Consider the following 21,757-nt stretch of genomic DNA (forward strand, 5'->3'; position numbering starts at 1 on the left):
ATGACCCAGGTCACGATGACCGTGAACGGCAAATCCGTTTCCGGTTCAGTAGAAGGGCGCACTTTGCTGTCCGATTTCATCCGCGAGGGGTTGCGCCTGACCGGCACCCATGTGGGCTGCGACACCAGCCAATGTGGCGCGTGCGTGGTGCATGTGAACGGCCAGCCGGTGAAAAGCTGCACCATGCTGGCGGCCGAGGCCGAAGGCGCGGACGTCAAGACCATCGAAGGCATGGCCAATGCCGATGGCTCGCTCTCAACAATCCAACAGGCGTTTCAGGACCATCACGGCCTGCAATGCGGCTTCTGCACACCCGGCATGGTGATGAGCGCCTCGGCCCTTCTGGCCGAAAACCCCACGCCATCAGAGGCCGAGGTGCGCGCCTATCTGGAAGGCAATATCTGCCGCTGCACCGGCTATCACAACATCGTCAAGGCGATCATGGCCGCAAGCGGTCAGGATGTTGCCGCGGTGGCCGCAGAATGAGGGGCGCTGCGCTTGCCATTGCGGCGACCGTTCTGGTTCCTGCAATGGCCCAGGCCGAGGGGTTTTCCTCGGGCTACGTCACCGGCTTCAACTCCGACACCGAATGCATGGATATGGCCCGCACCTCGATGGATGCGCATTTCCGCACCCATGGTGGAACGCCCGATACGGGCGAGGCCAGCTTTTCGGTCTTCGGCTTCGACGTGCCGCCGGGGCGTACTCAGGTGGCCATTATCTGCACCGAGGATCAGGGCCGCTTCACCGCGACCGTGACCGGCTACAGCCTGCAGGAAGATGGCACCCGGCTGGAAACGGTCGAGGCCATGCTTGACCTGCTGGAGGGGATCACGCCGACCGGCAGCAAGTGAGGATCGGGTAGGGGGTTCCCTGCCGGACTGGAGGATTGATGCGAAAGACCGTTTTTCTTGCTGCGATGCTGATGCTGACATCTGGCGCGGCCAAGGCTGACAATTTCGCCAATATCGACCTGCATTCTGTCGAAAGCCAGCAAGCCTGCATGGCGCAGGCCCGGCAAGCGCTGGTCGTTCTGGCGGCGGAAAACGGATCGGACAATCCCGACATCACTCAAGGCAGCTGGAGCACGTTTGGCTGGGATTTCCCGCCGCGCGCGGTGGATATCTCGATCATTTGCCCGGATATCGACGGGGTCACGTACCCGTTCGCCACCGGTCACACCACCGGCGACGGCAATGAACCCGGCGACATGATCGAGCGACTGGCGGAGATCTTTAACAAGCTATGACAAGCCCACGCCCGCGGGAGGCGGACGCAGGGCAGCACATAAATAAGGGAGGTTACCATGCCAAAGGATAGTGGCATCGGCGCAAGTTCGAAGCGTCGAGAGGACGTCCGGTTCCTGACCGGGACCGGCAATTATACGGATGACATCAACCTGCACGGACAGGCCTATGTGCATTTCCTGCGCTCTGATGTGGCCCATGGCCGGTTGAACAAGGTCGATACCTCGGTCGCGGCGGAAATGCCCGGCGTGGTGCGCATCTTCACCGGTGCGGATTTCGAGGGCGTCGGCGGTCTGCCCTGCGGCTGGCAGGTGACCGACAAGCACGGCAACCCGATGCAGGAACCGGCGCACCCGGTTCTGGCGCAGGGCAAGGTGCGCCATGTGGGCGACCCGATTGCCGCCGTGGTGGCCGAAACCGCCGCGCAGGCCAGGAATGCGGCCGAGGCGATCGAGCTCGATATCGAGGAACTGCCCGCCGTCATCGACATGAAGGAAGCGGTGAAGGAGGGCGCGACCAAGGTCCATGACGATCTGGACTCGAACCTCTGCTATGACTGGGGTTTCGTCGAGGAAAACAAGGCCGCCGTGGATGAGGCGTTCGAGAAAGCCGCCCATGTCACCTCGCTGGAGCTTGTGAACCAGCGGCTGGTTGCCAACCCGATGGAACCGCGCGTTGCCGTGGGCGATTACAACCGCGCCACGGGCGATTCCACGCTCTACACCACCAGCCAGAACCCGCATGTGATCCGGCTTCTGATGGGCGCTTTCGTTCTGGGTATTCCGGAACACAAGCTGCGCGTCGTGGCCCCCGATGTGGGCGGCGGCTTTGGCTCCAAGATCTTCCACTATGCGGAAGAGGCGTTCTGCACCTTCGCCGCCAAGGCATTGGCGCGGCCCGTCAAATGGACCTCCAGCCGGTCCGAGGCGTTCATCTCGGACGCCCATGGGCGCGATCATGTAACCAAGATCGAACTGGCGCTCGATGCCGACAACAATTTCACCGCGCTCAGGACCGACACCTATGCGAATATGGGGGCGTATCTCTCCACCTTCGCGCCCTCGGTGCCTACATGGCTGCACGGCACGCTGATGGCCGGCAACTACAAGACGCCGCTTATCTATGTGAACGTGAAGGCGGTCTTCACCAACACCGTCGCCGTGGATGCCTATCGCGGGGCCGGGCGGCCCGAGGCGACCTACCAGTTGGAGCGTGTCATCGACAAGGCGGCGCGGGAACTGGGCGTCGATCCGGTGGCGCTGCGGCGGCAGAACTTCATCACCGAATTCCCCTATGCCACGCCCGTGGCGGTGGAATATGACACCGGCGACTACAACGCAACGATGGACAAGCTGCTGGAAATGGTGGACCGCGACGGGTTCGAGGCCCGCGCGGCGGAAAGCGCCAAATCGGGCAAGCTGCGCGGCTTCGGCGTCAACACCTATATCGAGGCCTGCGGAATCGCGCCGTCTGCCCTTGTGGGTCAGTTGGGCGCACGGGCGGGCCTGTATGAAAGCGCCACGGTGCGGGTGAATGCCACGGGTGGTCTGGTGGTCATGACCGGCAGCCACAGCCACGGGCAGGGCCATGAAACCGCCTTCCCGCAGGTCGTGGCGGACATGATCGGCATCCCCGAGAATATGGTCGAAATCGTCCATGGCGATACCGCCAATACGCCCATGGGCATGGGCACCTATGGCTCGCGCTCGCTGGCTGTGGGCGGGTCTGCCATCGTGCGGGCGACTGAGAAGATCATCAACAAGGCCAAGAAGATCGCGGCCCATTTGATGGAAGCCTCGGAAGGCGATGTCGAGCTGAAGGACGGCCAGTTCACCGTTGCGGGCACCGACAAATCGGTCGCCTGGGGCGATGTCACGCTGGCGGCCTATGTGCCCCACAATTACCCGCTGGAAGAACTGGAACCGGGGCTGGAGGAAACGGCGTTCTATGACCCGGCCAACTTCACCTATCCCGCAGGGGCCTATGCCTGCGAGGTGGAGGTCGACCCCGATACCGGCAAGGTCACGGTCTGCAGCTTCGCGGCTGCGGATGACTTCGGCAACGTGGTTAACCCGATGATCGTCGAAGGCCAGGTCCATGGCGGTCTGGCGCAAGGCATCGGTCAGGCGCTGCTGGAAGGCGCGGTCTATGACGAGAACGGGCAGCTTCTGTCCGCCTCCTACATGGATTACGCCATGCCGCGCGCCGACGATCTGCCGAGCTTCCAGGTGGATCACAGCTGCGCCACGCCCTGCACCCATAACCCCCTCGGGGTGAAGGGGTGCGGCGAGGCCGGGGCCATCGGCAGCCCGCCTGCAGTGGTCAACGCCGTGGTGGACGCCCTGCAACGCGGGGGCCATAACGTCACCCATATCGACATGCCGCTCAGCCCCGGTCGGGTCTGGCAGGCGATGAACGGCTGATCCCGGAACAAGGAGAGAAACCCATGTATGAGTTTGAATTCAAACGTCCGGGCACCATCGCTGATGCCGTCGCCGCCATTGGTGCGGAAGAGGCGCAACTGCTCGGGGGTGGGCAAACCCTTCTGCCCACGATGAAGCAACGGCTGGCAGCCCCTGCGGTGCTGGTCAGCCTTGGCGGCATTTCCGAGATGCAGGGCGTCTGCACCGATGACGCGGGCCGCATCTGCGTCGGCGGCGGCACCACCCATGCGGCGGTGTCGGCGGCCACGGCGGAAAGCTATCCGGCGCTCTCGCATCTGGCGGGCCATATCGGTGACCCGGCGGTGCGCAATCGCGGCACCATCGGCGGCAGTTTGGCCAATAACGACCCGGCGGCCTGCTATCCGGCGGCGGTTCTGGCCTCTGGGGCCAATGTGGTCACCAATACGCGAGAGATTGCGGCGGATGATTTCTTCGAGGGCATGTTCACCACAGCGCTCAATGATGGCGAGATCATCACCGAGGTGAAATTCCCGGTGCCGGTGGCTGCAAGCTATCAGAAGTTTCTGCAACCGGCGTCCCGCTTTGCCCTGACCGGCGTCTTTGTGGCGAAGTTCGCGGGGGCCGTACGTGTGGCCGTGACCGGCGCGTCGGAAGACGGAGTGTTCCGCTGGTCCGAGGCGGAGGCGGCGCTGTCGGCCGACTTCTCGCCCGATGCGGTGGATGGCTTGTCGGTGTCGGCTGACGGCATGATCGCCGATATGCACGGATCCGCTGCCTATCGCGCGAACCTGGTGAAAGTGCTGACTAAGCGGGCCGTTTCCGCCTGCTGACCCATGCGCATTCGCTGAAACAAAAAACCCCGCGCCGAGGCGCGGGGTTTTCTTTTCGTCTTGTCGAGAGGTCAGAGCCCGAGCGCGTTGCGCAGGCGGGTCGTCACTTCGGGGACAAGCGCGGGGTTGTTGCGCGCCTGCTCGATGGCTGCGGACAGCGAGGCACGGGCGATGGCCGAAAGATCGGCATCCGCCACGGCCGCAAGGGCGGCATCGGCGTCGAATCCTTCGGTGGAGAACAGGGTCGACAGGTCCGAAGCCCCCTCGACCGCATCGACCGCTTCGGTGGTTTCCTCGACGGCGGCGTCGGTTTCTTCGGTCACGGCTTCGGTGGTTTCCTCGACGGCGGCGTCGGTTTCTTCGGTCACGGCCTCGGTCGCTTCCTCAACGGCGGCTTCGGTTTCCTCGGTCACGGCTTCGGTGGTCTCTTCGATGGCGGCCTCGGTTTCCTCGGTCACGGCCTCGGTGGCTTCCTCAACGGCGGCCTCGGTTTCCTCGGTCACCGCTTCGGCAGTCTCTTCAACGGCAGCTTCGGCTTCCTCGGTCACGGCGTCAGCGGTTTCCTCGATGGCGGTCTCCGTGGCTTCGACTGCCTCTGCGGCGTCTGAGGTGCCCTCCTCGACAGCCTCTTCGACCGTTTCGGTCACGGCTTCGGTGGTCTCTTCCGCCATATCGGAGGCCGCATCCGCAGCGTCTTCCGTAACGTCGGCGGCCTCATCAGCCGTGCCGGTCACCTGGTCGAGCAGCCCTTCGGCTTCTTCCATCACCCCTTCAACCGCTTCGGTCGCGGCGTCGGTTACCGTGTCCACCGCGTCCTGAGCGGCTTCCTCGACGGCTTCCACGACCTCACCGGCCGTGTCAGCCGCGTCCTCTGCCATCTCTTCGACCGCGTCTGCCGCGTCTTCAGCGGTCTCTTCAGCTGCCTCTGCGGCCTCTTCCGCGGCTTCGGTTGTTTCTTCCACGGCGGCAGCAGGGGTGGGTTCGGGTTCCGGCTGGCCCAGGGGGCTGAGATAATAGGCGGCGGCGCCGACAACGACCAGCGCGGCAACAATTGCGATAATACGGGACATAGGGAAAACTCCGATGCTCAGAGATGACGATTCCGGCGATTCCATACGCCCCCTGATGCCGCAGCGCAACGAGAACAGGGGCTTTGACCCAATTCCTGCGGCATTCAGCCGGGATTCGCCTTGAAACACCCGTTGGGTAAGGCTAGTTTCGGGCACCGCATATCGTGGCAATAGAAGGATTTTACCGATAGCCCGCAGACCGCATAACGCGCCCCCGCAGCGCGACACAGGCCCCCGCGTCAATGATCGCATCCGGGCCCCCGAGATCCGCCTTATCGGCGCAGATGGAGAGAATGTCGGCGTGGTGTCCCCGGCACGCGCCATGGAACTGGCTGCCGAGGCCGGTCTCGACCTGGTCGAGATTTCGCCCAATGCAGCGCCTCCGGTCTGCAAGATCATGGATTTCGGCAAGTTCAAATACGAACAGCAGAAACGCGAATCCGAGGCTCGGAAAAAGCAGAAGATCATCGAAGTCAAAGAGGTCAAGTTCCGTCCGAACACCGACACGCATGACTACGAGGTCAAGATGCGCAACGTCTTCCGCTTCCTCGAGGGCGGCGACAAGGTGAAGATTACCCTGCGCTTCCGGGGCAGGGAAATGGCACACCAGAACCTTGGCCGCGAGCTGCTGGAACGGGTGGCGGAGGACGTCAAGGAAATCGGCAAGGTCGAGAACATGCCGAAGATGGAAGGCCGCCAGATGGTCATGATGATCGGTCCCTCGAAGTAACGGGGCCAGTCGATCAATCGGGAGGGCGCGCCAGAGATGGACGCGCCCTTTTCTTTTTGCGCCAAGGCCTTACATCTGTCGGGAACAGGAAAAATGAAAAGGGCGTGTCATGGGCAAGGTTGAAAACGCGCGCCCCGATGTGGACGATCTGAAAGAGGCAGACCGCCCCAGGGCGCCTGCGATTCCGGGGGCCACTGCCCTGCAACGGCGGCAGGGGCGGCAATTGGCAGCGATTCACCGGATGCATCTGCAGCAGATGGGGCAGGTGCGTCGGATGATGGAAGCGATTGCTGCGGGACATACCGACCCGGCAGCGCTTGCCAGGGCCGTGCCCGAGATGGATATGACCCGCAACTATCGCCAATTCGGCAATCTCTGCGGTCAGGAGTGTCAGTTCCTGGATTATCACCACGGAGCCGAGGAACACCGGGTCTTTCCGCATCTGGAGGCGCGGGGCAGCGACGGGCTGCGCAAGGTCATCGCCAAACTGCGCGAGGAACATGAGGTCGTTCACGCGCTGCTAGAACGGCTCTATTCGGATGCGGTGCGGCTGGTGCAGGACCCGGGCGAAGACGCCTTCGACGAGGCGCGCCAGACCTTCGATGCTCTGGAACGCGTTGTCCGATCGCATTTCGGCTACGAGGAAGAGGAACTGGAAGAGGCGCTTGGCGTCTATGGTGGGCTGTAGGCCACGAAAAAGGGCCGCCAGATGGCGGCCCGTTCGTGGGGTCCTTGGTGCAAGCCTCAGTCCAAAAAGGCTTTTTCCACCACATAGGTCTGAGGGTCGGAATTTGCGCCTTCCTTCAGCCCGTATTCCTCCAGCATCTCTTTCAGTTCGAGATTGAAGGCAAGGTTGCCGCAGATCATCGCGCGGTCGTTTTCCGGGCAGATCGGGGCGACACCCAGATCCTCGAACGCCTCGCCAGAACGCATCAGGTCGGTGATCCGGCCCATCTTGGCGCTCTCTTCACGGGTCGTGGTCGGGTAATACTTGATCTTCTTCCAGAAGCCCTCGCCGATCACCTCATTGAGCAACTCATCGGTCTTGAGACTTTCGATGATCTCGCGCCCATAGGTCAGCTCGCCCGCCTCGCGGCAGGTATGGGTGATGATGACCTCGTCGTAATCCTCATAGGTCTGCGGTTCGCGCAGGAGGCTCGCGAAGGGGGCAAAGCCTGTGCCGGTGGCAAAGAACCAGATCCGCTTGCCGGGTAGCAGCGCGTCATGGACCAGCGTGCCCACGGGTTTGGGCCGCAGGATGACCTGATCACCGGGTTCGATATGCTGCAAGCGGCTGGTCAGCGGGCCGTCGGGCACCTTAATCGAATAGAACTCCAGCTCCTCGTCCCAGGAAGGTGAGGCAATGGAATAGGCGCGCAGCAACGGTTTCTGTTTGCCGGTCTTGGGGTCTGGGTCGCCCATCAGGCCGATCATCACGAACTCTCCCGACCGGAAGCGCAGCGAGGCCGGCCGCGTGCAGCGGAAGGAAAACAGGCGGTCGGTGTAGTGCTTCACCTCCGTCACGGTTTGCGCGTCGGGCAGGGTGGGCACTTTTACGGGCGATGCGGTGGCTTCGGTCACGGGTTTTTGCTCGGTCATGTCAACAGGTGCGGCTTTTATAAGCCGACTCTCTCATTAAGCTTTGATCTAGGTCAGGAAAAGGGACGCTTTTACGCAGCGCGCAGCCGTGACCTGTGGTCATGGTCCCGCCAATCGGCGCGGGCACGCCATTGCGCCTCGGGCTGGCGGGCGGCCAGCGTGCGGTCGATTTCCACGTCATCGAAGCCCGAGCGGCGCGCCATGGCGTATTGATCGGCCAGAACGTGACCCTTTGCGCGCAGGTGCCCGGTATACCCCATCTGGCGTAACCGCCGCGCCAAGGTAAAGCCGCGTCCATCCGCGAAGCTGGGAAAGTCAATCCGCACGATCCTGTTCGAGGTCAGCGCGCCAAGCAGATCCTCGGGCGTGGCATCCGATGCCAGATCAAGTGTGTCGAGCACCGGGGCGGGGGTAAAACCCTGATCGGTAACAAGGACGGTTTCGGTCAGGGCCTCTTGGGCTGCCAGGTCATTCATGTTGTCGCTCCTTACGAGGCGGTTTTCAGGGGGCCGCGGACGATACGCCCGTCGATGAAGTGGATGCCGCATTCTTCCTTCTCTGCCCCGCGCCAGCGGCCCGCGCGCGGGTCTTCGCCGGGTTTGACGGGGCTGGTGCATGGGGCGCAGCCGATGGAGGGGTAGCCCTTGGCCACAAGCGGATGCCGGGGCAGGCGGTTGTTGACCATATACTCCTGCACGTCTTCCGGCGCCCAATGGGCCAGGGGGTTGATCTTGATGCGAATGTCGCCCTCGGTCTCGAAGAAATCGAGCGCGGCGCGGGTGCCCGACTGGAACCGTTTGCGCCCAGTGATCCAGCTGTCGAACGGGGCAAGCGCGTGTTCCATGGGTTGCACTTTGCGCAGGTCGCAGCAGGCGTCGGTGCTGTGTTGGTGCAGGGTGCCATCGGGGTCGCCCGCCAGAAGCGAGATCTTGCTGGCGTGGATCGTGCGCACATCCCTTAGGCCCAGTTTGCTTGCCACGTCCTGTTGGTACGTCAACGTTTCGGGAAACAGCATCTGCGTGTCCACGAACAGCACCGGCGTGGCCGGGTCGATCACGGACACCATGTGTAAAAGCACGACGGATTCAGCCCCGAAAGAGCTGACCAGCGCGATCCGGCCCAGGTCAGGGTCTTTCAGCGCGCGTTCCATCACCGCCGTCGCGGAATGGTGTTTGTAGCGCGCGTTCAGCCCCTCGACCCAGGTCGCCAGCGATCCTATGGGCGCGTCAAGCGGCACGGGTCTTTGTCTCCGGGTAGAGGGCGGCTTTGAAGGGGGCGATGCCAACGCGGCGGTAGGCTTGCAGGAAGGTTTCCTCAGCGCTGTCCCGCATGTCCAGATAGGTCCGCACGATGGTTTCAATCGCGCCCACGATCTCGTCATAGGCAAAACCCGGCCCGGTGCGGGTGCCGATGACCGCATCCTCGGTGCCGTCGCCGCCAAGGGTGATCTGGTAATTTTCCACCCCCGCCCGGTCGAGCCCCAGAATGCCGATATGGCCCACATGGTGATGCCCGCAGGCATTGATGCAGCCCGAGATCTTGATCTTGAGCGGCCCGACCTCGTGTTCCAGCTTCAGCTCCTCGAAGCGCGTCGCGATCTCCTGCGCCACGGGGATGGACCGCGCTGTCGCCAGCGCACAGTAATCCATGCCGGGGCAGGCGATGATGTCGGAGATGAGCCCGATATTTGCCGTGGCCAGCCCCGCCGCGCGCAGGTCCGCATGGATCTGCGGCAGGTGGCGCTTGTGCACATGGGGCAGGATGACGTTCTGTTCATGGCTGATGCGCAACTCGTCATGGCCGTAGCGCTCCGCCAGATCGGCCATGACGCGCATTTGTTCTGCCGTGGCGTCGCCGGGGGTATCACCCTGTTTTTTCAAGGAAATCGTGACGATGGTATAGCCCTCGGCGCGATGCTCAGAGAGGTTCGTATCGGCCCAGGAGCGGAACACCGGGTCTGCCTGATAGGCCACATCGAAAGCGTCGGTCGGCGCGGTCTCGAAATCAGGGGCGGCGAAATGCGTCTTGATCTCCTCCAGCAAAGCCACGTCCTTGCCGCCCGCATAGAGCGGTTTGCGTAGGGCGAATTCCTTTTCTACCTCGTGACGCAGGTTCTCCAGCCCGAATTCATGGACGAGGATCTTGATGCGCGCCTTGTACTTGTTGTCGCGCCGCCCAATCACGTTCCAGACGGCCACGGTCGCCTCCAGATAGGGCAGCAGGTCATCCGCCGGAATGAACGCTGCCAGCACCTTGCCGATCATCGGCGTCCGGCCAAGCCCGCCGCCAACCAGCACCTGATAGCCGATCTCGCCGTCGCGCTCGACGATGCGCAGGCCGATGTCATGGGCCGCCGTCACCGCGCGGTCATTGGGCGCGCCGGTAATGGCAATCTTGAATTTGCGCGGCATGAACTGGAATTCCGGGTGGTCTGTGGACCATTGCCGCAAAAGCTCCGCCACTGGGCGCGGGTCGGCCACTTCATCGGCGGCGGCCCCGGCGAAATGATCGGCGGTCACGTTGCGGATGGTGTTGCCGCTGGTCTGGATCGCGTGAAGCCCCACTTCGGCCAGCGCATCGAGCATGTCCGGCACATCGCGCAGGCGCGGCCAGTTGTACTGGATGTTCTGGCGGGTGGTGAAATGGCCATAGCCCTTGTCCCAGGTCTCGGCCAGATAGGCCAGTTGCCGCATCTGGGCGCTGTTCAAAGTACCATAGGGAATGGCGACCCGCAGCATATAGGCGTGCAGTTGCAGGTAGAGCCCGTTCATCAGGCGCAGCGGTTTGAACTCGTCCTCGGTGAGCGATCCGTCGATGCGGCGTTCCACCTGCGCGCGGAACTGGCGGTTGCGTTCGGTGAGGAAATCACGGTCGAAGTCTGAATAACGGTACATAGGGGCGTATCCTAGGTCATGGGGCGCTGGCGAAAATCCTTCGAAGGATATTGAAAGAGCTCTTCGAAGAGCTTTCCCCGCTCAGAGCTCCACCTGTTTGCCATGGGCGTAGTTGGACGGGCCACGGGTGCGGAACACCTCGCGGAAGTGGGTGGGTTCGGGGCCTTTGGGGCCGTCCTGCGCATCCGCCAGATAGGCGCCGACGATGGTGTCCGCCTGCCGTTGCGCGTCCAACAGACGGATCTGGGCATGGGCCTCGTCTGTGATCAGCTCGGCCTCCGCGTGGTAGCGGGTCCAGCGGTCATCGGCGGTCAGGTAGACAACATCGCCCTCCAGCAGATGATTGGCGGTGATGACCTTGGGGGTGAAGTCACGGGGCATTTGCAAGCTCCTGAAGCTCTGGCAGACGGGCCTCCGCCGCGCGGGGCGCGAGGCCGTAAAGATGGATGGCGGGGCCGGTCAGGTCGGCACTGTCGAGATCGGAAGCGAGCGTGGCCAGCGTGCTGGCAACGGTGCGCTGGTTGGGGCGTGAGGCGTTTTCCACGATGGTCACGGGCGTTGCGGCGGGGGCACCATGCATCAGCAGGCGTCCCTGCAGGAAGCGCGCGCCTTTCTTGGCCATGTAGATCGCAGCCACGGTGCCGGGGCGGGCGAGTGCGGCCCAATCCTGTTCGGCGAAGCCTTCGGTGTCGTGGCCAGTGAGCACCCGCAGGGCAGAGTTCCGGCCCCGGCGCGTCAGGCTCTGCCCGATCCCGGCGGCGGCGGCAGAGGCCGAGGTGATGCCGGGCACGATGGACCAGGTGACCCCCGCCGCGTCGAGCGCGTCGATTTCCTCGTCAAGACGGCCATAAATCACGGGATCACCGGATTTCAGGCGCACGACCTGCAGGCCTTTCGCGGCGTGCTTCACCATCAGCCGGGCGATCTCATCCTGCGGCGTGTGGCGGCCGAAGCCCTGCTTGCCCACATCGAGCAGCGTGGCCTCGCGGCGGGCAAGTTCGAGGATCTCCGGCGCGACCAGCCGGTCATGGATGATCACGTCGGCCTCATCGAGCGCCTTGCGGGCCTTCAGCGTCAGGAGTTCCGGGTCTCCCGGGCCTGCGCCAACAAGGGCAACATGGCCGTCCCTGTCCCGCGCGGTCAGGTGCTCGGCCAGCAGGGCGCGCAGCCCGGCCTGAACGCCCGCTTCGCCGTCAGCGGCCAATGCCTTGGGGCCGGTGTCGAAATAGTATTCCGCCCAGAAGTCCCGCCGCTTGCGTCCGAAGGGCAGGGCGTCCACCGCGCCGCGAAACCGTTTGCCGATCCGCGCCAGCGTGCCAAGCGTGACGGGCAGTCTTTCCTCCAGATCACGCTTGATCGCACGGGCCAGCACCGGGGCCGCGCCCTCGGTGCCGATGGCCACGGTCACCGGATCACGGTCCACGATGGCGGGGGTGATGAAGGCGCTGTCATGCAGGTTGTCGACCACGTTCACCAGCACGCCCGCCACCTCGGCCAGCTGTTTGATGCGGGCATCCTGCGCCTCATCCTCATCGGCGGCATAGACGAGGAGCGCTCCGGGCAGATCGGCGGGCGCAAGCGTGCGATGGTGCAGGGTCAGACGGTCCTCATCAGCCCAAGCAGCAATCTCTGGGGCGGGGGTATCGGCAAAGACCTCGATCCGCGCGTCGGTCTTCAGCAGAAGGCGCAGTTTCGCCAAAGCGGCCTCACCGCCGCCAGACAGCAGGATGCGCCGGTTTTCGACCGAGAGGAAGATCGGGAAATGTTTCATCGGGCAGCTCCTGCCTGTTCGCGTCTTGCGGCCAATGTAGAACAATTTCCCGGTAATTTGCCATATGGGCTTGCAGATAAGAACGTATGTTTAGTAGTAGCGGTCAAAGTTGCCGCCATGTTCTTCCATGAAGGAGTCCACCGAATGTCTGCCCAAATCGATGCGCTGGATCGGAAAATCCTCGCCGCCCTGCAGGAAGATGCCAGCCAGTCGCTGGATGATATTGCCAAGGTCGTGGGCTCTTCCAAGACGCCGGTCTGGTCGCGCATCCGCAAGATGCGAGAGGCCGGAATCATCGGTCGCCAGACGGTTCTGCTGGATGCGGAGGCGCTTGGGCTGGAGGCGTGTTTTTTCGTGCTGATCCGCACGTCGGAGCATGAATCCGACTGGCAGCAGAGGTTTCTACACGCGTTGCAAAGCCGCCCCGAGGTGCTGGAGGCGCATCGGCTGGCGGGCGATATCGACTATATTCTCAAGGTGCGCGTGGCCAATGCCCGGGCCTATGACCGGTTCTATCAGGCGCTGATTTCAGAGGTGCGCATCCACAATGTCACGGCGCTGCTTAGCATGGAGGAGATCAAGTCCACCACGCTGCTGCCGATCCAGACCGAGACCTGAGCGGCCTCAGGCGCGGTGCATCACATCGCGGTTGCGGCAATAGGACGGTGCATCATCCAGCTTGGCGTTGTCGTCCAGCAAGTGGCGGCAATCCTCGTGTTGCTTGCAAGCGGTGCAGGACAACACCATGGACCGATAGGCCAAGGCAGAGCTTTCCACGTCCAGACCGCCAATATGGGTCAGGTCCACATCCAACCGGTCGGCCATATCGTCCACCAGACCGGCACTGTTGCTGAGAGTCTTGAAAATGCCCATCGGGGCCTCCTGTCTTCCTGTTCAGGGTCAGAAGGCATGGGTTTCGTTGCAAATGCATTGATCTGGATCAAGCAGGCACGGGCAACAGCTCCGTTTCCACCGTTGCGCCATGTTCCAGCGTGCGATGCACGGGGCATTTGTCGGCAATTTCGCGCAGACGTTCCCTCTGCGTCTCATTAAGGGCGCCTTGCAGGGTGATCCGGCGCATGAACCGGTCGATCCGCGCGTCCTGCCCGCCTGCGTCCTGCGCGTGCACCTTGTCATGGGTCACATCCACCGAAACATGATCGAGCGGCCAGCCCTTGCGGCGCGCATACATGCGGATGGTCATCGAGGTGCAGGCCCCAAGCCCGGCGGCGAGGAACTGATAAGGGGTGAACCCCTGGTTTGTACCGCCATAGGCAATCGGCTCATCGGCCACCGCGTGGTGGATCAGTCCCGCCTGAACATCCTGCCGAAAGCCCTTCGGATCGGCCTCTGACACGCGGGTCACGCCTTCGGGCGCGCCAATGGGCGGGGCGGGGCTGCGCAAGGGCAGGTAGCGCCCGGCCCATGCGGTGATGACCTCGGCGGCATATTCGGCATCTTCGGGGCGGCTGATCAGGTGATCGGCATCATCGAGCGTGACGAAGCTTTTGGGATGCTTCGCGGCCAGGAAGATTTCGGTCGCGTTTTCGATCCCGACGACGCTGTCGCGCGGGGCGTGCAGCACCAGTAGAGCTTTCTTCATAGTGGCTATCGCAGGCCCAAGCGCCTCGGCCCGCACATCCTCCACGAACCCCTTGCCGATCCGCACAGGACGCCCGCCCAGATGGACTTCGGCCACGCCGTCACTGTCGATCCGGTCCAATGCGTTGCCGAAATTATGGGTGACATGACCGGGGTCGAAGGGCGCACCGATGGTCACCACGGCGCTGACACTGTCGATCTGTCCCGCCGCCTTCAGAACCGCCGCCCCGCCAAGCGAATGGCCAATGAGCATCGCTGGCGCCATCCCCCGGTCGGTCAACGCCTCGGCTGCGGCCAGAAGGTCATCCACGTTGGAGCTGAACGAGGTGTTCTCGAACTCGCCGCCCGAATGCCCCAACCCGGTGAAATCGAAGCGCAGAACCGCGATGCCCATACCCGCCAGCCGCGCGGCAATCCGGCGCGACGCTGCAATGTCCTTCCCGCAGGTAAAGCAATGGGCGAGGATGGCCGTGGCCAGATGCGGGCCTTCGGGCATGTCCAGCCGGGCAGAGAGGTCGTGCCCGGCATGGCCGGGGAAGGTGAAGCGATCAGTGGGCATGTGGGGCGTCCTTCGGGTGCGTGCCCTAGAAGACTGGCGATGCCCCGCCGGTTTCGCAACCCGCCTCACGGGGGCGTGTTGGTCCGTGTGACGCGGTGACCGCCCATTGCCGTCTGTTTACAGTTTTGAAGGGTCCGTCCGATAGGCTTGCCGAGATCGGGGAAGGGATCGAAAGATTGCGCATGTTTGTCCTGATCCTCCTGTCCACCGCGTTCCTTGTTTTGAACGGGGGCATTGCGCAGGCGCAAAGCGGGAACGTGCTGTCGTTGGAGGAAATGGCGCTTGCGGATTGCGCGGGGCAGGCCCTGGCCGTGGAACAGGCGATGCAGGACGGTGCCTCGCCCACGGAACACCAGGCGGCCGTGGCCCGCGCCGATGCGTTGCTGCAGATTGCCATCAATCGCTATGTCGCGATCAGCCGGGTGGAGGCATTTCGTCGCCGCGCTGCCTTGGCCATGGCGGCTGAGCACATGCGGATGGACCTTGCGATGCAGATCACCGGCGCTGCGGATCGGGCGATTGACCGGGCCAACAGTGACTTGGAAGAGGCCTGCCGACACTACCTCGACTGATGTTGGACGGGCGCTTTACCGCATGTATCGCCAGCATTCTGGCGCGGGGCTGGACGGGCTGGGCAAAACCTGATGCCTTTCCAGCCATGCCAAGCGCCATCCCGGAGGCCCGATGAAGCAAAGCGCCCATTGGATCAGTCGCATCCTTCGCGGAACGGGCTGGGTCGTGGCAATCGCATGCTCGATCGTGCTGCTGGCGGGATTTGGCGGGGCATTTCATCCGGCGCTCGATTCGCTGGCATTGCTGCGCATCCCGGCAGCGGCAGGGTGTTTGATCTTGACGCTGCTTCTGGCACGACCGCGGGCGCTGGTCTGGTCCGGGGCCGGGGTGTCGGCATCGGTCCTGATCGTGCTGGGTGCTGCAAGGATGATGGCGGGACCGGATGGGCAGGGGATCACGATCTACCAAAAGAACCTCTGGGCCGGAAATGTCGCCAACCGGGCCTTGATCGCGGATATCCGCGACAGCGGCGCCGATCTGGTGATGTTGCAGGAGGTGTCAGACCGCAATTTCCCGCTGCTGGCCCTGCTGGAAGACGACTATCCTTACCAGCAGTTCTGCCGCTTCTCGGCCTGGAGCGGTATGGCCGTGCTGTCACGCTTTCCCGCCCTGGGCGACGGCATCTGTTCAGACGGGCGCGGCATGGCGGGGTTGCGGGTCGAGGGGCCGAACGGCCCGGTCTGGGCGCTTTCCATCCACTTGCACTGGCCCTGGCCGCATGGTCAGGCGCGGCAGGTGGCGCGGCTGTTGCCGCAACTGGACGCGCTGGAGGGGCCGGTGATCATCGGTGGCGATTTCAACATGGTGCCCTGGGGGTATTCCGTGCGAAGGGTCGCGGCAGCCACCGGAACGCAAAGGGTCGGTCAACGCCGTCCGACGATCTACCCCTATGGTGTGCCCCTTCCGATCGACATGGTCTTTGCGCCGACGCCCGGCCGCAATGAACGCCGCCCACTCTTCGGGTCCGACCATTATGGCCTTGTCGCGCGTGTTGCCGCCCCCTAGTCCCGCCAGCCCAGAAGCCGTTCGTCGAACGGATAGCTGGTCAGGTTTTCATACCCGTTTTCGGTGATCAGCACCTGATCCTCCAGCTTGATCGAGAAATCGCCGCCTTCGGGGCTGACCAGAGCCTCGACGCAGAGCGTCATGCCCGGCTCCAGCGCGTAGTCAAACGCGCCTTCGACCGCGTGATCGGGATAGGCAATCAGGGGCCACTCATCGCAAAGACCCACGCCGTGCATCAGACAGCCGTATTTCTGCTTCTGATATTGCGGCTCCAGCACATGGGTGTTCTTTGTCAGCTCGCTGAACGGCACGCCGGGCTTCAGCAATTCCATATTGGTCATGATGTGGTCATAGGCCACCCGCATGGCGTGGATCATGTCGGGGCGCGGGTCGTCATCGCCGATCCACCAGGTGCGCGACAGGTCCGAGCAGATGCCGTAGCAGCCAATGAGGTCGGTATCGAAGGCGAGGATCTCGTTGTTTTGCAAGACCCGCGGCCCGCATTCCTGGAACCAGGGGTTGGTGCGCGGGCCGGTGGACAGAAGGCGGGTTTCGATCCACTCACCGCCGCGCCGGATATTGGCCTTGTGCAGTTCCGCCCAGATGTCGTCTTCGGTCATGCCGGGTTCAACCGCCGCTTCCATATCGGCCATGGAGGCCTCGCAGGCCAGCATCGCGCAGCGCATCGCCAGGATCTCATCCGGTCCTTTGATCGCCCGGGCCTTTTCGGTAACCTCTTCGCCTTCCATGACCTCGAAGCCACGGGCCTCTAGCGCCCGCAGCCCGTGCAGCATGATCTTGTCGACCGCCAGCCGCTTGTTGCCGCCTGCATGCTCGCGGATCAGTTCTTCCACCTCGCCGGTCACCGCCTGCGCCTGCTGGCCGAGCTTGTCGCCCCGGTCGAAATAGAACAGGTCAAAGCCGGATCGAACCTCACGCACCAGCGGGTTGTGATCGGCCAGGAAGGGCGAGTTCTTGTAGTCCCACAGCACCATGTAGCCATCGGCGCAGACCAGGCAGGCGCGGAACGGGTTATGAGTGTTCCACAGCTGCATATTGGTGCTGTCGGTGGCGTAACGGATGTTGAGCGGATCGAACATCAACAGCCCGCCATACCCCCGCGCGTTGATTTTCTCGACCAGCCGGTTCAGCCGATACTGCCGCATTGCGGGCAGATTGGGCAGGATCAGCCCCGCCGCCTCAAACTCCGCATAGGCCAGCATGGTCGGCCCGATCTCGATCCGGTCATTGTCATTCAATGTGCCATCGGGCAGGGATAGGCCCTTGGTGGGGTCGATCTTGCGGACGGGCAGGCGATAGGCTTCATTCATGGCGAAAGCTCCCTGGGTCTTTGCGATAGAGTGGGGGCGAACGCCCCGGGTGGCGCGCCGTTTTGCGGCATGAGAGAGGTCGAAAATGGAAGAAATCTGCCAAGACAGCCTGCCTTTCGCGCCCTGGATGCATCCCGCCACGCGGCGGCTGCCGGGCATTCAGCCGCTCGATATGGGCGATTGGCTGGTCCGGGATGAGGCCTTTGCCGCCCAGATGGCTCTGCGCGACCGGTTGCTGGAGGAACGGCGGGAGGACGTGTTCCGGGCGTTGCCCGAGGCTTTGACGGCGGCGGAGGAACTGTTGCAGTTGATCCTGTCGCGCTTGGATGACAGCTATCGGCGCGACGGACGTAGGATCACCCGGCCCGACGGCGTGACGGTTGATCTGGAGGGCGATTACCCCCTGATCGTGGCCGCGCGGCTGGTGCAGGAGGATCTGTGCCTGTTGGACCAAAACGGAGGTGCGGGCGAGCACATCCTGACCGGCGCGGTGCTGTGCTTTCCCGCAAGTTGGACCCTGGCCCAGAAGATCGGCCACCCCATGACGCGCATTCACGTTCCGGTGGAGGAATACACGGACAACATGGCCGCCCGCGTTCAGAGGCTGTTCGATGCGCTGCATGTGGACCGGCCGCTGTGGCGCGCCAATGCGTTGCTGTATCACGATCCATCGCTCTTCCAGCCACGGCGAGAGGATGACCGGCGTCAGGCCCCCAAGGGGAGGGCGAACTATCTACGCTCCGAACGGCAAAGCCTGCTGCGTCTGCCACAGACCCGCGCGGTGGTCTTTTCGATCCACACATGGGTGGTGCCATGGGCCAGGCTGAGTGACGAACAGCGCGCGGGCCTTGACATCCACCCCGTCGAGACCGCAGGGCAGGGCGCATGAGCCAGATCGAAGACCAGTACAACGCCTATCCCTACCCGGAGCGTGATCCGGGCGATGAAAAGACACGCCTGATCACCGGATCGCCCTCGCATCCGGTGGAGCTGGACCATTTTCTTTTCGCGGGCAAACGCGATTGGTCGCGGCCCTTGCGGGTGCTGGTCGCAGGCGGCGGCACCGGTGATGCGCTGATCCAGCTGGCGCAGGTGATGACCACGGCCGGCAAACCCTATGAGATCACCTATCTGGACCTGTCGCGCTCTGCCCGGAAAGTGGCCGAGGAGCGGGCCAAGGTGCGCGGGCTCAAAGGCATCCGATTCGAAACCGGGTCGCTGCTCAACGCCGCGCAATATGGGCCGTTCGACTATATCGACTGCTGCGGCGTCCTTCACCACCTGCCGCATCCGCAGGAGGGATTCAACGCACTGGCCGGGGCGCTGGCGCCCGATGGCGGTATCGGCCTGATGGTCTATGCGCCCTATGGCCGGTCTGGCGTCTATCCGCTGCAAGAGGCGTTCGGCGCCCTGTTGCAGGGCAGCCCCAAGGACCGGCTGAAAGCGGCCAAGGCGATCTATGCGCGCCTGCCAGACGACCACCCGTTCAAGCGCAACACCGTTCTGGTTGACCATGAGCAGGGGGATGCGGGGTTTTATGACCTGCTGCTGCACAGCCAGGACCGGCCCTATTCGATCCGTCAATTGCACGAGGCGCTGACCGCCGCCGGGCTGGAATCGGTCGGCTCGCCGCAGGCCTATGCCTATGATCCCAAGCCCTACCTGCCGGATCCGGGGATGCTGGTGGGGATCGACCCGCTGACCCGGATGGAGATTGCCGAGAAACTGCGGGGCACGATCAAGACCCATGTTCTCTATGCCGTGCCCGTGGGCAAGGCAGAGGGACGGGTGGCGCAGCCGACACCGCAATCGGTGCCGCATTTCAAGGGTGGCAATGCCGCGAAGGTCGTACAGGCGATTTCTCGCAAGGGCGTCTTGCCTCTAAACTTGGGCGGCGAAAAGGTGGAGATCCCGGTGTCCGGCGCCGTTGTCGGCCTGCTGCGCCATGTGAACGGACGCAAATCTCTGTCTGAAATCGCGGCGGCAGAGCGTCTGGACCCGGTGGCGTTCTCGGCGCTCTGGAACGGGTTTTCCAAGGATCTGGCGCGCTATGGGCTGCTCTACTATTCCGCTATCCTGAGATGAACGTCGCCGCGTTACATCTTGAAATGTTTGGATAGTTTCAGGCCCTGACCCTGGTAATTCGAGGCCAGATCGGAGCCGTACAAAACCTCTGGCAACGCCGCCATCCGTTCATAGACCAGCCGCCCGACGACCTGCCCGTGTTCCAGCACGAAGGGCGCTTCGTGGCAGCGGACCTCCAGCACACCACGAGCGCCCGCGCCACCTGCCGGGCCGTAGCCGAAACCGGGGTCGAAGAAGCCCGCATAGTGGACCCGGAACTCGCCCACCATGGCCAGATAGGGGGCCATTTCGGCGGCGCAATCGGGCGGGATCGTCACCGCCTCCTGGCTGACCAGAATGTAGAACGCGCCGGGGTCGAGGATGATGCGGCCCTCATCGGTCTCGATCTTCTCCCAGAACTCCGCCGGGTCGTAGTGGCCGATCAGATCGAGGTCGATCACGCCCGTATGCGGCTTGGCGCGGTAGCCCACGAGGTCGCCATTGCCGGGGCGCAGATCGACGGAGAAGCCAAGCCCGTCGTCAATGACAGCCTTGCCGCTGACCAGCGGCGCTTCGGCATGGCGCGCGCGCAGATCGGCATCCGACAGCACCGCCTGACCGGACCGGAACCGGATCTGATTGAGCCGCATGCCGGGACGCACCAGAACCGAGAAGCTGCGCGGGCAAATCTCGGCATAGAGGGGGCCTGTGTACCCTTCCGCAATCCGGTCGAACTCCACCCCGTTATCGGTGATGGCGCGGGTCAGCAGGTCAAGCCGCCCGGTGGAGCTTTTGGCATTCGCCACGGCGGTGATTCCCGATGGCAGCGCCAGCGATTCCATCAGCGGCACCACATAGACGCAGCCCTTTTCCAGCACCGCGCCCTTCGTTAAGTCCACCTTATGCATGGTAAACTCGGCCAGCCGGTCCGCCACGGTGCGCCCGTCGCCGGACAGGAATGAGGCGCGCACGCGGTAGGCCACGCTGCCAAGCCGCAGATCGAGACTGGCAGGCTGGACTTGCGTTTCGGCAAAAGGCAGATCGCTCAGGATTTCGCCGCGCGCCGCCATGGCGTGAATGGCGTGATCCGGCAGAACACCGGGCTGGGACTGATCGGCTGTCATTGCGACCTCCTGATACGGAAAACCGCCCCGCCCGGATGGGCAAGAGCGGTTTTAGGTGTTGGTCGGGCTAGCAGGACTCGAACCTGCGACCTTCCGTCCCCCAGACGGACGCGCTACCAGGCTGCGCCATAGCCCGACGTTCGGCTGTTCTAGCGATTTTGCTGCGGGGTGCAAGCGGGAATAGGCCGGAAAATCGCTCATCTGCAAAATAGATCAGGCCGAAGGTCCACGGCCGTCCAGCCGGTTTGCCAAGGCTTCCAGCCGGGCGACCATCGGGGTCAGTTGCTGCTGCTGATCAAGAGAGAAGGGCACCGCGGCGTGCAAAAGCGCCCGCAGCTCTGACAGCGGGGTCGGCGGGGCATCTGCGGGCAAGTCTTCGCAAGCGCTTGCCATGGCGGCAAGGTCGGGAGTCTCATTCTCCGGCTCCGGCTCCGGCTCTATCTCTAATGGTTCGGGGGGCGGGTCCACCTCAAGCTCCGGTTCGGGTGGTGGTGCAGTTTCAACCGGGGTGGTGTCTGCTTCCGGTTCAGCCGGGGCGCTGGCGTTTTCAACAGGGGCCTCGTCACCGGCCAGCGCGTCGATATCGACGAAACCGCCAGACTGTGGCGCCTGTTCGTCCACGCCGGCACTGTCGGCCACGCGATCTTCGATAATTCCGTCCAGATCCTCGTCGAGCGGCGGCGAGAGCGCAGCCACATGCGCCACGCCTTCCTCGCGGATCAGCTTCTGGACGCCGCGAATGGTCAGGCCCTGATCGTGCAGCAGCGTCTTGATGCCGCCAATCAGCCGCATGTCCGACGGCCGGTAATAACGCCGCCCTCCGGCGCGTTTCACCGGTTTTATCTGGCTGAACTTGCTTTCCCAGAACCGCAGGGCATGGGCCTCAACCTCCAGCCAATCAGCCACCTCGCGGATGGTGCGGAAGGCCTGAGGCGACTTGTCGGCCATGCGGT

Annotated in this window: 24 protein-coding genes and 1 tRNA gene; 12 read left to right on the forward strand and 13 right to left on the reverse strand. The window is 63.5% G+C overall.

Annotation, left to right across the window (positions count from 1 at the left end):
• Genes EP237_RS14015 through EP237_RS14035 form a run of 5 tightly spaced genes read left to right on the forward strand, consistent with a single transcriptional unit; the run spans position 1 to position 4,482 of the window.
• Entirely contained in the window at positions 1-486 is a 486-nt protein-coding gene (locus EP237_RS14015; RefSeq protein ID WP_127561528.1) for a (2Fe-2S)-binding protein, read from the forward strand.
• Complete coding sequence (locus EP237_RS14020; protein ID WP_127561529.1) at positions 483-854, forward strand: hypothetical protein; 372 nt, start codon at positions 483-485, stop codon at positions 852-854. Before EP237_RS14015 ends, EP237_RS14020 begins: the two co-directional genes overlap by 4 nt.
• 38 nt (positions 855-892) lie before the next feature.
• Complete coding sequence (locus EP237_RS14025; RefSeq protein WP_127561530.1) at positions 893-1,249, forward strand: hypothetical protein; 357 nt, start codon at positions 893-895, stop codon at positions 1,247-1,249.
• 57 nt (positions 1,250-1,306) lie between these two features.
• Positions 1,307-3,670, forward strand: coding sequence for a xanthine dehydrogenase family protein molybdopterin-binding subunit (locus EP237_RS14030; protein WP_127561531.1), 2,364 nt, complete (start codon positions 1,307-1,309; stop codon positions 3,668-3,670).
• 23 nt (positions 3,671-3,693) lie between these two features.
• A complete protein-coding gene (locus tag EP237_RS14035; protein WP_127561532.1) occupies positions 3,694-4,482 on the forward strand; it encodes an FAD binding domain-containing protein in 789 nt (262 codons plus the stop codon).
• A 71-nt stretch (positions 4,483-4,553) separates the two neighbouring features.
• Here EP237_RS14035 and EP237_RS14040 read toward each other — a convergent pair whose 3' ends face one another.
• Positions 4,554-5,552: a hypothetical protein gene (locus EP237_RS14040; protein ID WP_127561533.1), complete on the reverse strand. Its 999-nt coding sequence runs from the start codon at positions 5,550-5,552 to the stop codon at positions 4,554-4,556.
• Positions 5,553-5,739: 187 nt separating this feature from the next.
• On the opposite strand from EP237_RS14040, the gene infC reads away from it, so the two are divergent.
• The gene (infC, locus tag EP237_RS14045) at positions 5,740-6,282 is read left to right on the forward strand and encodes a translation initiation factor IF-3 (protein WP_127561534.1); all 543 of its coding nucleotides are present in this window, start codon (positions 5,740-5,742) and stop codon (positions 6,280-6,282) included.
• Between the two features lie 109 nt (positions 6,283-6,391).
• Positions 6,392-6,970 carry a hemerythrin domain-containing protein gene (locus EP237_RS14050; RefSeq protein WP_127561535.1) on the forward strand — a complete coding sequence of 193 codons (579 nt, stop codon included), beginning with the start codon at positions 6,392-6,394 and terminating at the stop codon, positions 6,968-6,970.
• Positions 6,971-7,026: 56 nt separating this feature from the next.
• Here the strand turns inward: EP237_RS14050 and EP237_RS14055 are convergent, their stop codons facing one another.
• The 6 genes from EP237_RS14055 to cysG form a co-directional block, all read right to left on the reverse strand.
• Entirely contained in the window at positions 7,027-7,881 is an 855-nt protein-coding gene (locus tag EP237_RS14055) for a ferredoxin--NADP reductase (protein WP_127561536.1), read from the reverse strand.
• A gap of 71 nt (positions 7,882-7,952) precedes the next feature.
• Positions 7,953-8,357, reverse strand: coding sequence for a DUF934 domain-containing protein (locus tag EP237_RS14060; protein ID WP_127561537.1), 405 nt, complete (start codon positions 8,355-8,357; stop codon positions 7,953-7,955).
• Between the two features lie 11 nt (positions 8,358-8,368).
• Positions 8,369-9,118 carry a phosphoadenylyl-sulfate reductase gene (locus EP237_RS14065; protein ID WP_166435160.1) on the reverse strand — a complete coding sequence of 250 codons (750 nt, stop codon included), beginning with the start codon at positions 9,116-9,118 and terminating at the stop codon, positions 8,369-8,371.
• Complete coding sequence (locus tag EP237_RS14070) at positions 9,108-10,775, reverse strand: nitrite/sulfite reductase (protein ID WP_127561539.1); 1,668 nt, start codon at positions 10,773-10,775, stop codon at positions 9,108-9,110. The genes EP237_RS14065 and EP237_RS14070 overlap by 11 nt, the downstream gene beginning before the upstream one ends.
• A gap of 81 nt (positions 10,776-10,856) precedes the next feature.
• The gene (locus tag EP237_RS14075; RefSeq protein ID WP_127561540.1) at positions 10,857-11,156 is read right to left on the reverse strand and encodes a DUF2849 domain-containing protein; all 300 of its coding nucleotides are present in this window, start codon (positions 11,154-11,156) and stop codon (positions 10,857-10,859) included.
• Complete coding sequence (gene cysG, locus EP237_RS14080; RefSeq protein ID WP_127561541.1) at positions 11,146-12,546, reverse strand: siroheme synthase CysG; 1,401 nt, start codon at positions 12,544-12,546, stop codon at positions 11,146-11,148. The genes EP237_RS14075 and cysG overlap by 11 nt, the downstream gene beginning before the upstream one ends.
• A 144-nt stretch (positions 12,547-12,690) precedes the next feature.
• Here cysG and EP237_RS14085 point away from each other — a divergent pair, with 144 nt between their 5' ends.
• Complete coding sequence (locus tag EP237_RS14085; RefSeq protein ID WP_127561542.1) at positions 12,691-13,164, forward strand: Lrp/AsnC family transcriptional regulator; 474 nt, start codon at positions 12,691-12,693, stop codon at positions 13,162-13,164.
• Positions 13,165-13,170: 6 nt separating this feature from the next.
• On the opposite strand, the gene EP237_RS14090 is transcribed toward EP237_RS14085, so the two are convergent.
• Positions 13,171-13,419 carry a DUF6455 family protein gene (locus EP237_RS14090; protein ID WP_127561543.1) on the reverse strand — a complete coding sequence of 83 codons (249 nt, stop codon included), beginning with the start codon at positions 13,417-13,419 and terminating at the stop codon, positions 13,171-13,173.
• A 67-nt stretch (positions 13,420-13,486) separates the two neighbouring features.
• Positions 13,487-14,707 carry a bifunctional alpha/beta hydrolase/OsmC family protein gene (locus EP237_RS14095; protein WP_127561544.1) on the reverse strand — a complete coding sequence of 407 codons (1,221 nt, stop codon included), beginning with the start codon at positions 14,705-14,707 and terminating at the stop codon, positions 13,487-13,489.
• A gap of 182 nt (positions 14,708-14,889) precedes the next feature.
• Between EP237_RS14095 and EP237_RS14100 the strand changes: the two genes are divergently transcribed.
• Both EP237_RS14100 and EP237_RS14105 read left to right on the forward strand, forming a co-directional pair.
• The gene (locus EP237_RS14100) at positions 14,890-15,279 is read left to right on the forward strand and encodes a hypothetical protein (RefSeq protein WP_127561545.1); all 390 of its coding nucleotides are present in this window, start codon (positions 14,890-14,892) and stop codon (positions 15,277-15,279) included.
• 112 nt (positions 15,280-15,391) lie between these two features.
• Positions 15,392-16,285, forward strand: coding sequence for an endonuclease/exonuclease/phosphatase family protein (locus EP237_RS14105; protein ID WP_127561546.1), 894 nt, complete (start codon positions 15,392-15,394; stop codon positions 16,283-16,285).
• On the opposite strand, the gene dddP is transcribed toward EP237_RS14105, so the two are convergent.
• On the reverse strand, positions 16,282-17,616 hold the full coding sequence (gene dddP, locus EP237_RS14110; RefSeq protein WP_127561547.1) for a dimethylsulfonioproprionate lyase DddP: 1,335 nt from the start codon (positions 17,614-17,616) through the stop codon (positions 16,282-16,284). The genes EP237_RS14105 and dddP overlap by 4 nt on opposite strands.
• Positions 17,617-17,701: 85 nt before the next feature.
• Between dddP and EP237_RS14115 the strand changes: the two genes are divergently transcribed.
• On the forward strand, positions 17,702-18,505 hold the full coding sequence (locus tag EP237_RS14115; RefSeq protein WP_127561548.1) for a heme-dependent oxidative N-demethylase family protein: 804 nt from the start codon (positions 17,702-17,704) through the stop codon (positions 18,503-18,505).
• Positions 18,502-19,701: a class I SAM-dependent methyltransferase gene (locus EP237_RS14120; protein WP_127561549.1), complete on the forward strand. Its 1,200-nt coding sequence runs from the start codon at positions 18,502-18,504 to the stop codon at positions 19,699-19,701. The genes EP237_RS14115 and EP237_RS14120 overlap by 4 nt, the downstream gene beginning before the upstream one ends.
• Before the next feature lie 11 nt (positions 19,702-19,712).
• Here the strand turns inward: EP237_RS14120 and EP237_RS14125 are convergent, their stop codons facing one another.
• The 3 genes from EP237_RS14125 to EP237_RS14135 form a co-directional block, all read right to left on the reverse strand.
• Positions 19,713-20,804 (reverse strand): 2'-deoxycytidine 5'-triphosphate deaminase, encoded by a 1,092-nt coding sequence (locus EP237_RS14125; RefSeq protein ID WP_127561550.1) that lies wholly within the window; start codon positions 20,802-20,804, stop codon positions 19,713-19,715.
• 59 nt (positions 20,805-20,863) lie between these two features.
• Positions 20,864-20,940, reverse strand: a tRNA-Pro gene (locus tag EP237_RS14130).
• Between the two features lie 77 nt (positions 20,941-21,017).
• Complete coding sequence (locus EP237_RS14135) at positions 21,018-21,752, reverse strand: MerR family transcriptional regulator (RefSeq protein ID WP_127561551.1); 735 nt, start codon at positions 21,750-21,752, stop codon at positions 21,018-21,020.
• Between the last annotated feature and the right edge of the window lie 5 nt (positions 21,753-21,757).

The sequence above is a fragment of the Nioella ostreopsis genome (assembly GCF_004000255.1).
GTDB classification, from domain to species: domain Bacteria; phylum Pseudomonadota; class Alphaproteobacteria; order Rhodobacterales; family Rhodobacteraceae; genus Nioella; species Nioella ostreopsis.

What these genes read in the sequence shown, in the direction of transcription:
- EP237_RS14015 (WP_127561528.1), top strand. Translation starts at nt 1, where the DNA reads ATGACCCAGGTCACGATGACCGTGAACGGCAAATCCGTTTCCGGTTCA.
- EP237_RS14020 (WP_127561529.1), top strand. Translation starts at nt 483, where the DNA reads ATGAGGGGCGCTGCGCTTGCCATTGCGGCGACCGTTCTGGTTCCTGCA.
- EP237_RS14025 (WP_127561530.1), top strand. Translation starts at nt 893, where the DNA reads ATGCGAAAGACCGTTTTTCTTGCTGCGATGCTGATGCTGACATCTGGC.
- EP237_RS14030 (WP_127561531.1), top strand. Translation starts at nt 1,307, where the DNA reads ATGCCAAAGGATAGTGGCATCGGCGCAAGTTCGAAGCGTCGAGAGGAC.
- EP237_RS14035 (WP_127561532.1), top strand. Translation starts at nt 3,694, where the DNA reads ATGTATGAGTTTGAATTCAAACGTCCGGGCACCATCGCTGATGCCGTC.
- EP237_RS14040 (WP_127561533.1), bottom strand. Translation starts at nt 5,552, where the DNA reads ATGTCCCGTATTATCGCAATTGTTGCCGCGCTGGTCGTTGTCGGCGCC.
- EP237_RS14050 (WP_127561535.1), top strand. Translation starts at nt 6,392, where the DNA reads ATGGGCAAGGTTGAAAACGCGCGCCCCGATGTGGACGATCTGAAAGAG.
- EP237_RS14055 (WP_127561536.1), bottom strand. Translation starts at nt 7,881, where the DNA reads ATGACCGAGCAAAAACCCGTGACCGAAGCCACCGCATCGCCCGTAAAA.
- EP237_RS14060 (WP_127561537.1), bottom strand. Translation starts at nt 8,357, where the DNA reads ATGAATGACCTGGCAGCCCAAGAGGCCCTGACCGAAACCGTCCTTGTT.
- EP237_RS14070 (WP_127561539.1), bottom strand. Translation starts at nt 10,775, where the DNA reads ATGTACCGTTATTCAGACTTCGACCGTGATTTCCTCACCGAACGCAAC.
- EP237_RS14075 (WP_127561540.1), bottom strand. Translation starts at nt 11,156, where the DNA reads ATGCCCCGTGACTTCACCCCCAAGGTCATCACCGCCAATCATCTGCTG.
- cysG (WP_127561541.1), bottom strand. Translation starts at nt 12,546, where the DNA reads ATGAAACATTTCCCGATCTTCCTCTCGGTCGAAAACCGGCGCATCCTG.
- EP237_RS14085 (WP_127561542.1), top strand. Translation starts at nt 12,691, where the DNA reads ATGTCTGCCCAAATCGATGCGCTGGATCGGAAAATCCTCGCCGCCCTG.
- EP237_RS14090 (WP_127561543.1), bottom strand. Translation starts at nt 13,419, where the DNA reads ATGGGCATTTTCAAGACTCTCAGCAACAGTGCCGGTCTGGTGGACGAT.
- EP237_RS14095 (WP_127561544.1), bottom strand. Translation starts at nt 14,707, where the DNA reads ATGCCCACTGATCGCTTCACCTTCCCCGGCCATGCCGGGCACGACCTC.
- EP237_RS14100 (WP_127561545.1), top strand. Translation starts at nt 14,890, where the DNA reads ATGTTTGTCCTGATCCTCCTGTCCACCGCGTTCCTTGTTTTGAACGGG.
- EP237_RS14105 (WP_127561546.1), top strand. Translation starts at nt 15,392, where the DNA reads ATGAAGCAAAGCGCCCATTGGATCAGTCGCATCCTTCGCGGAACGGGC.
- dddP (WP_127561547.1), bottom strand. Translation starts at nt 17,616, where the DNA reads ATGAATGAAGCCTATCGCCTGCCCGTCCGCAAGATCGACCCCACCAAG.
- EP237_RS14115 (WP_127561548.1), top strand. Translation starts at nt 17,702, where the DNA reads ATGGAAGAAATCTGCCAAGACAGCCTGCCTTTCGCGCCCTGGATGCAT.
- EP237_RS14120 (WP_127561549.1), top strand. Translation starts at nt 18,502, where the DNA reads ATGAGCCAGATCGAAGACCAGTACAACGCCTATCCCTACCCGGAGCGT.
- EP237_RS14125 (WP_127561550.1), bottom strand. Translation starts at nt 20,804, where the DNA reads ATGACAGCCGATCAGTCCCAGCCCGGTGTTCTGCCGGATCACGCCATT.
- EP237_RS14135 (WP_127561551.1), bottom strand. Translation starts at nt 21,752, where the DNA reads ATGGCCGACAAGTCGCCTCAGGCCTTCCGCACCATCCGCGAGGTGGCT.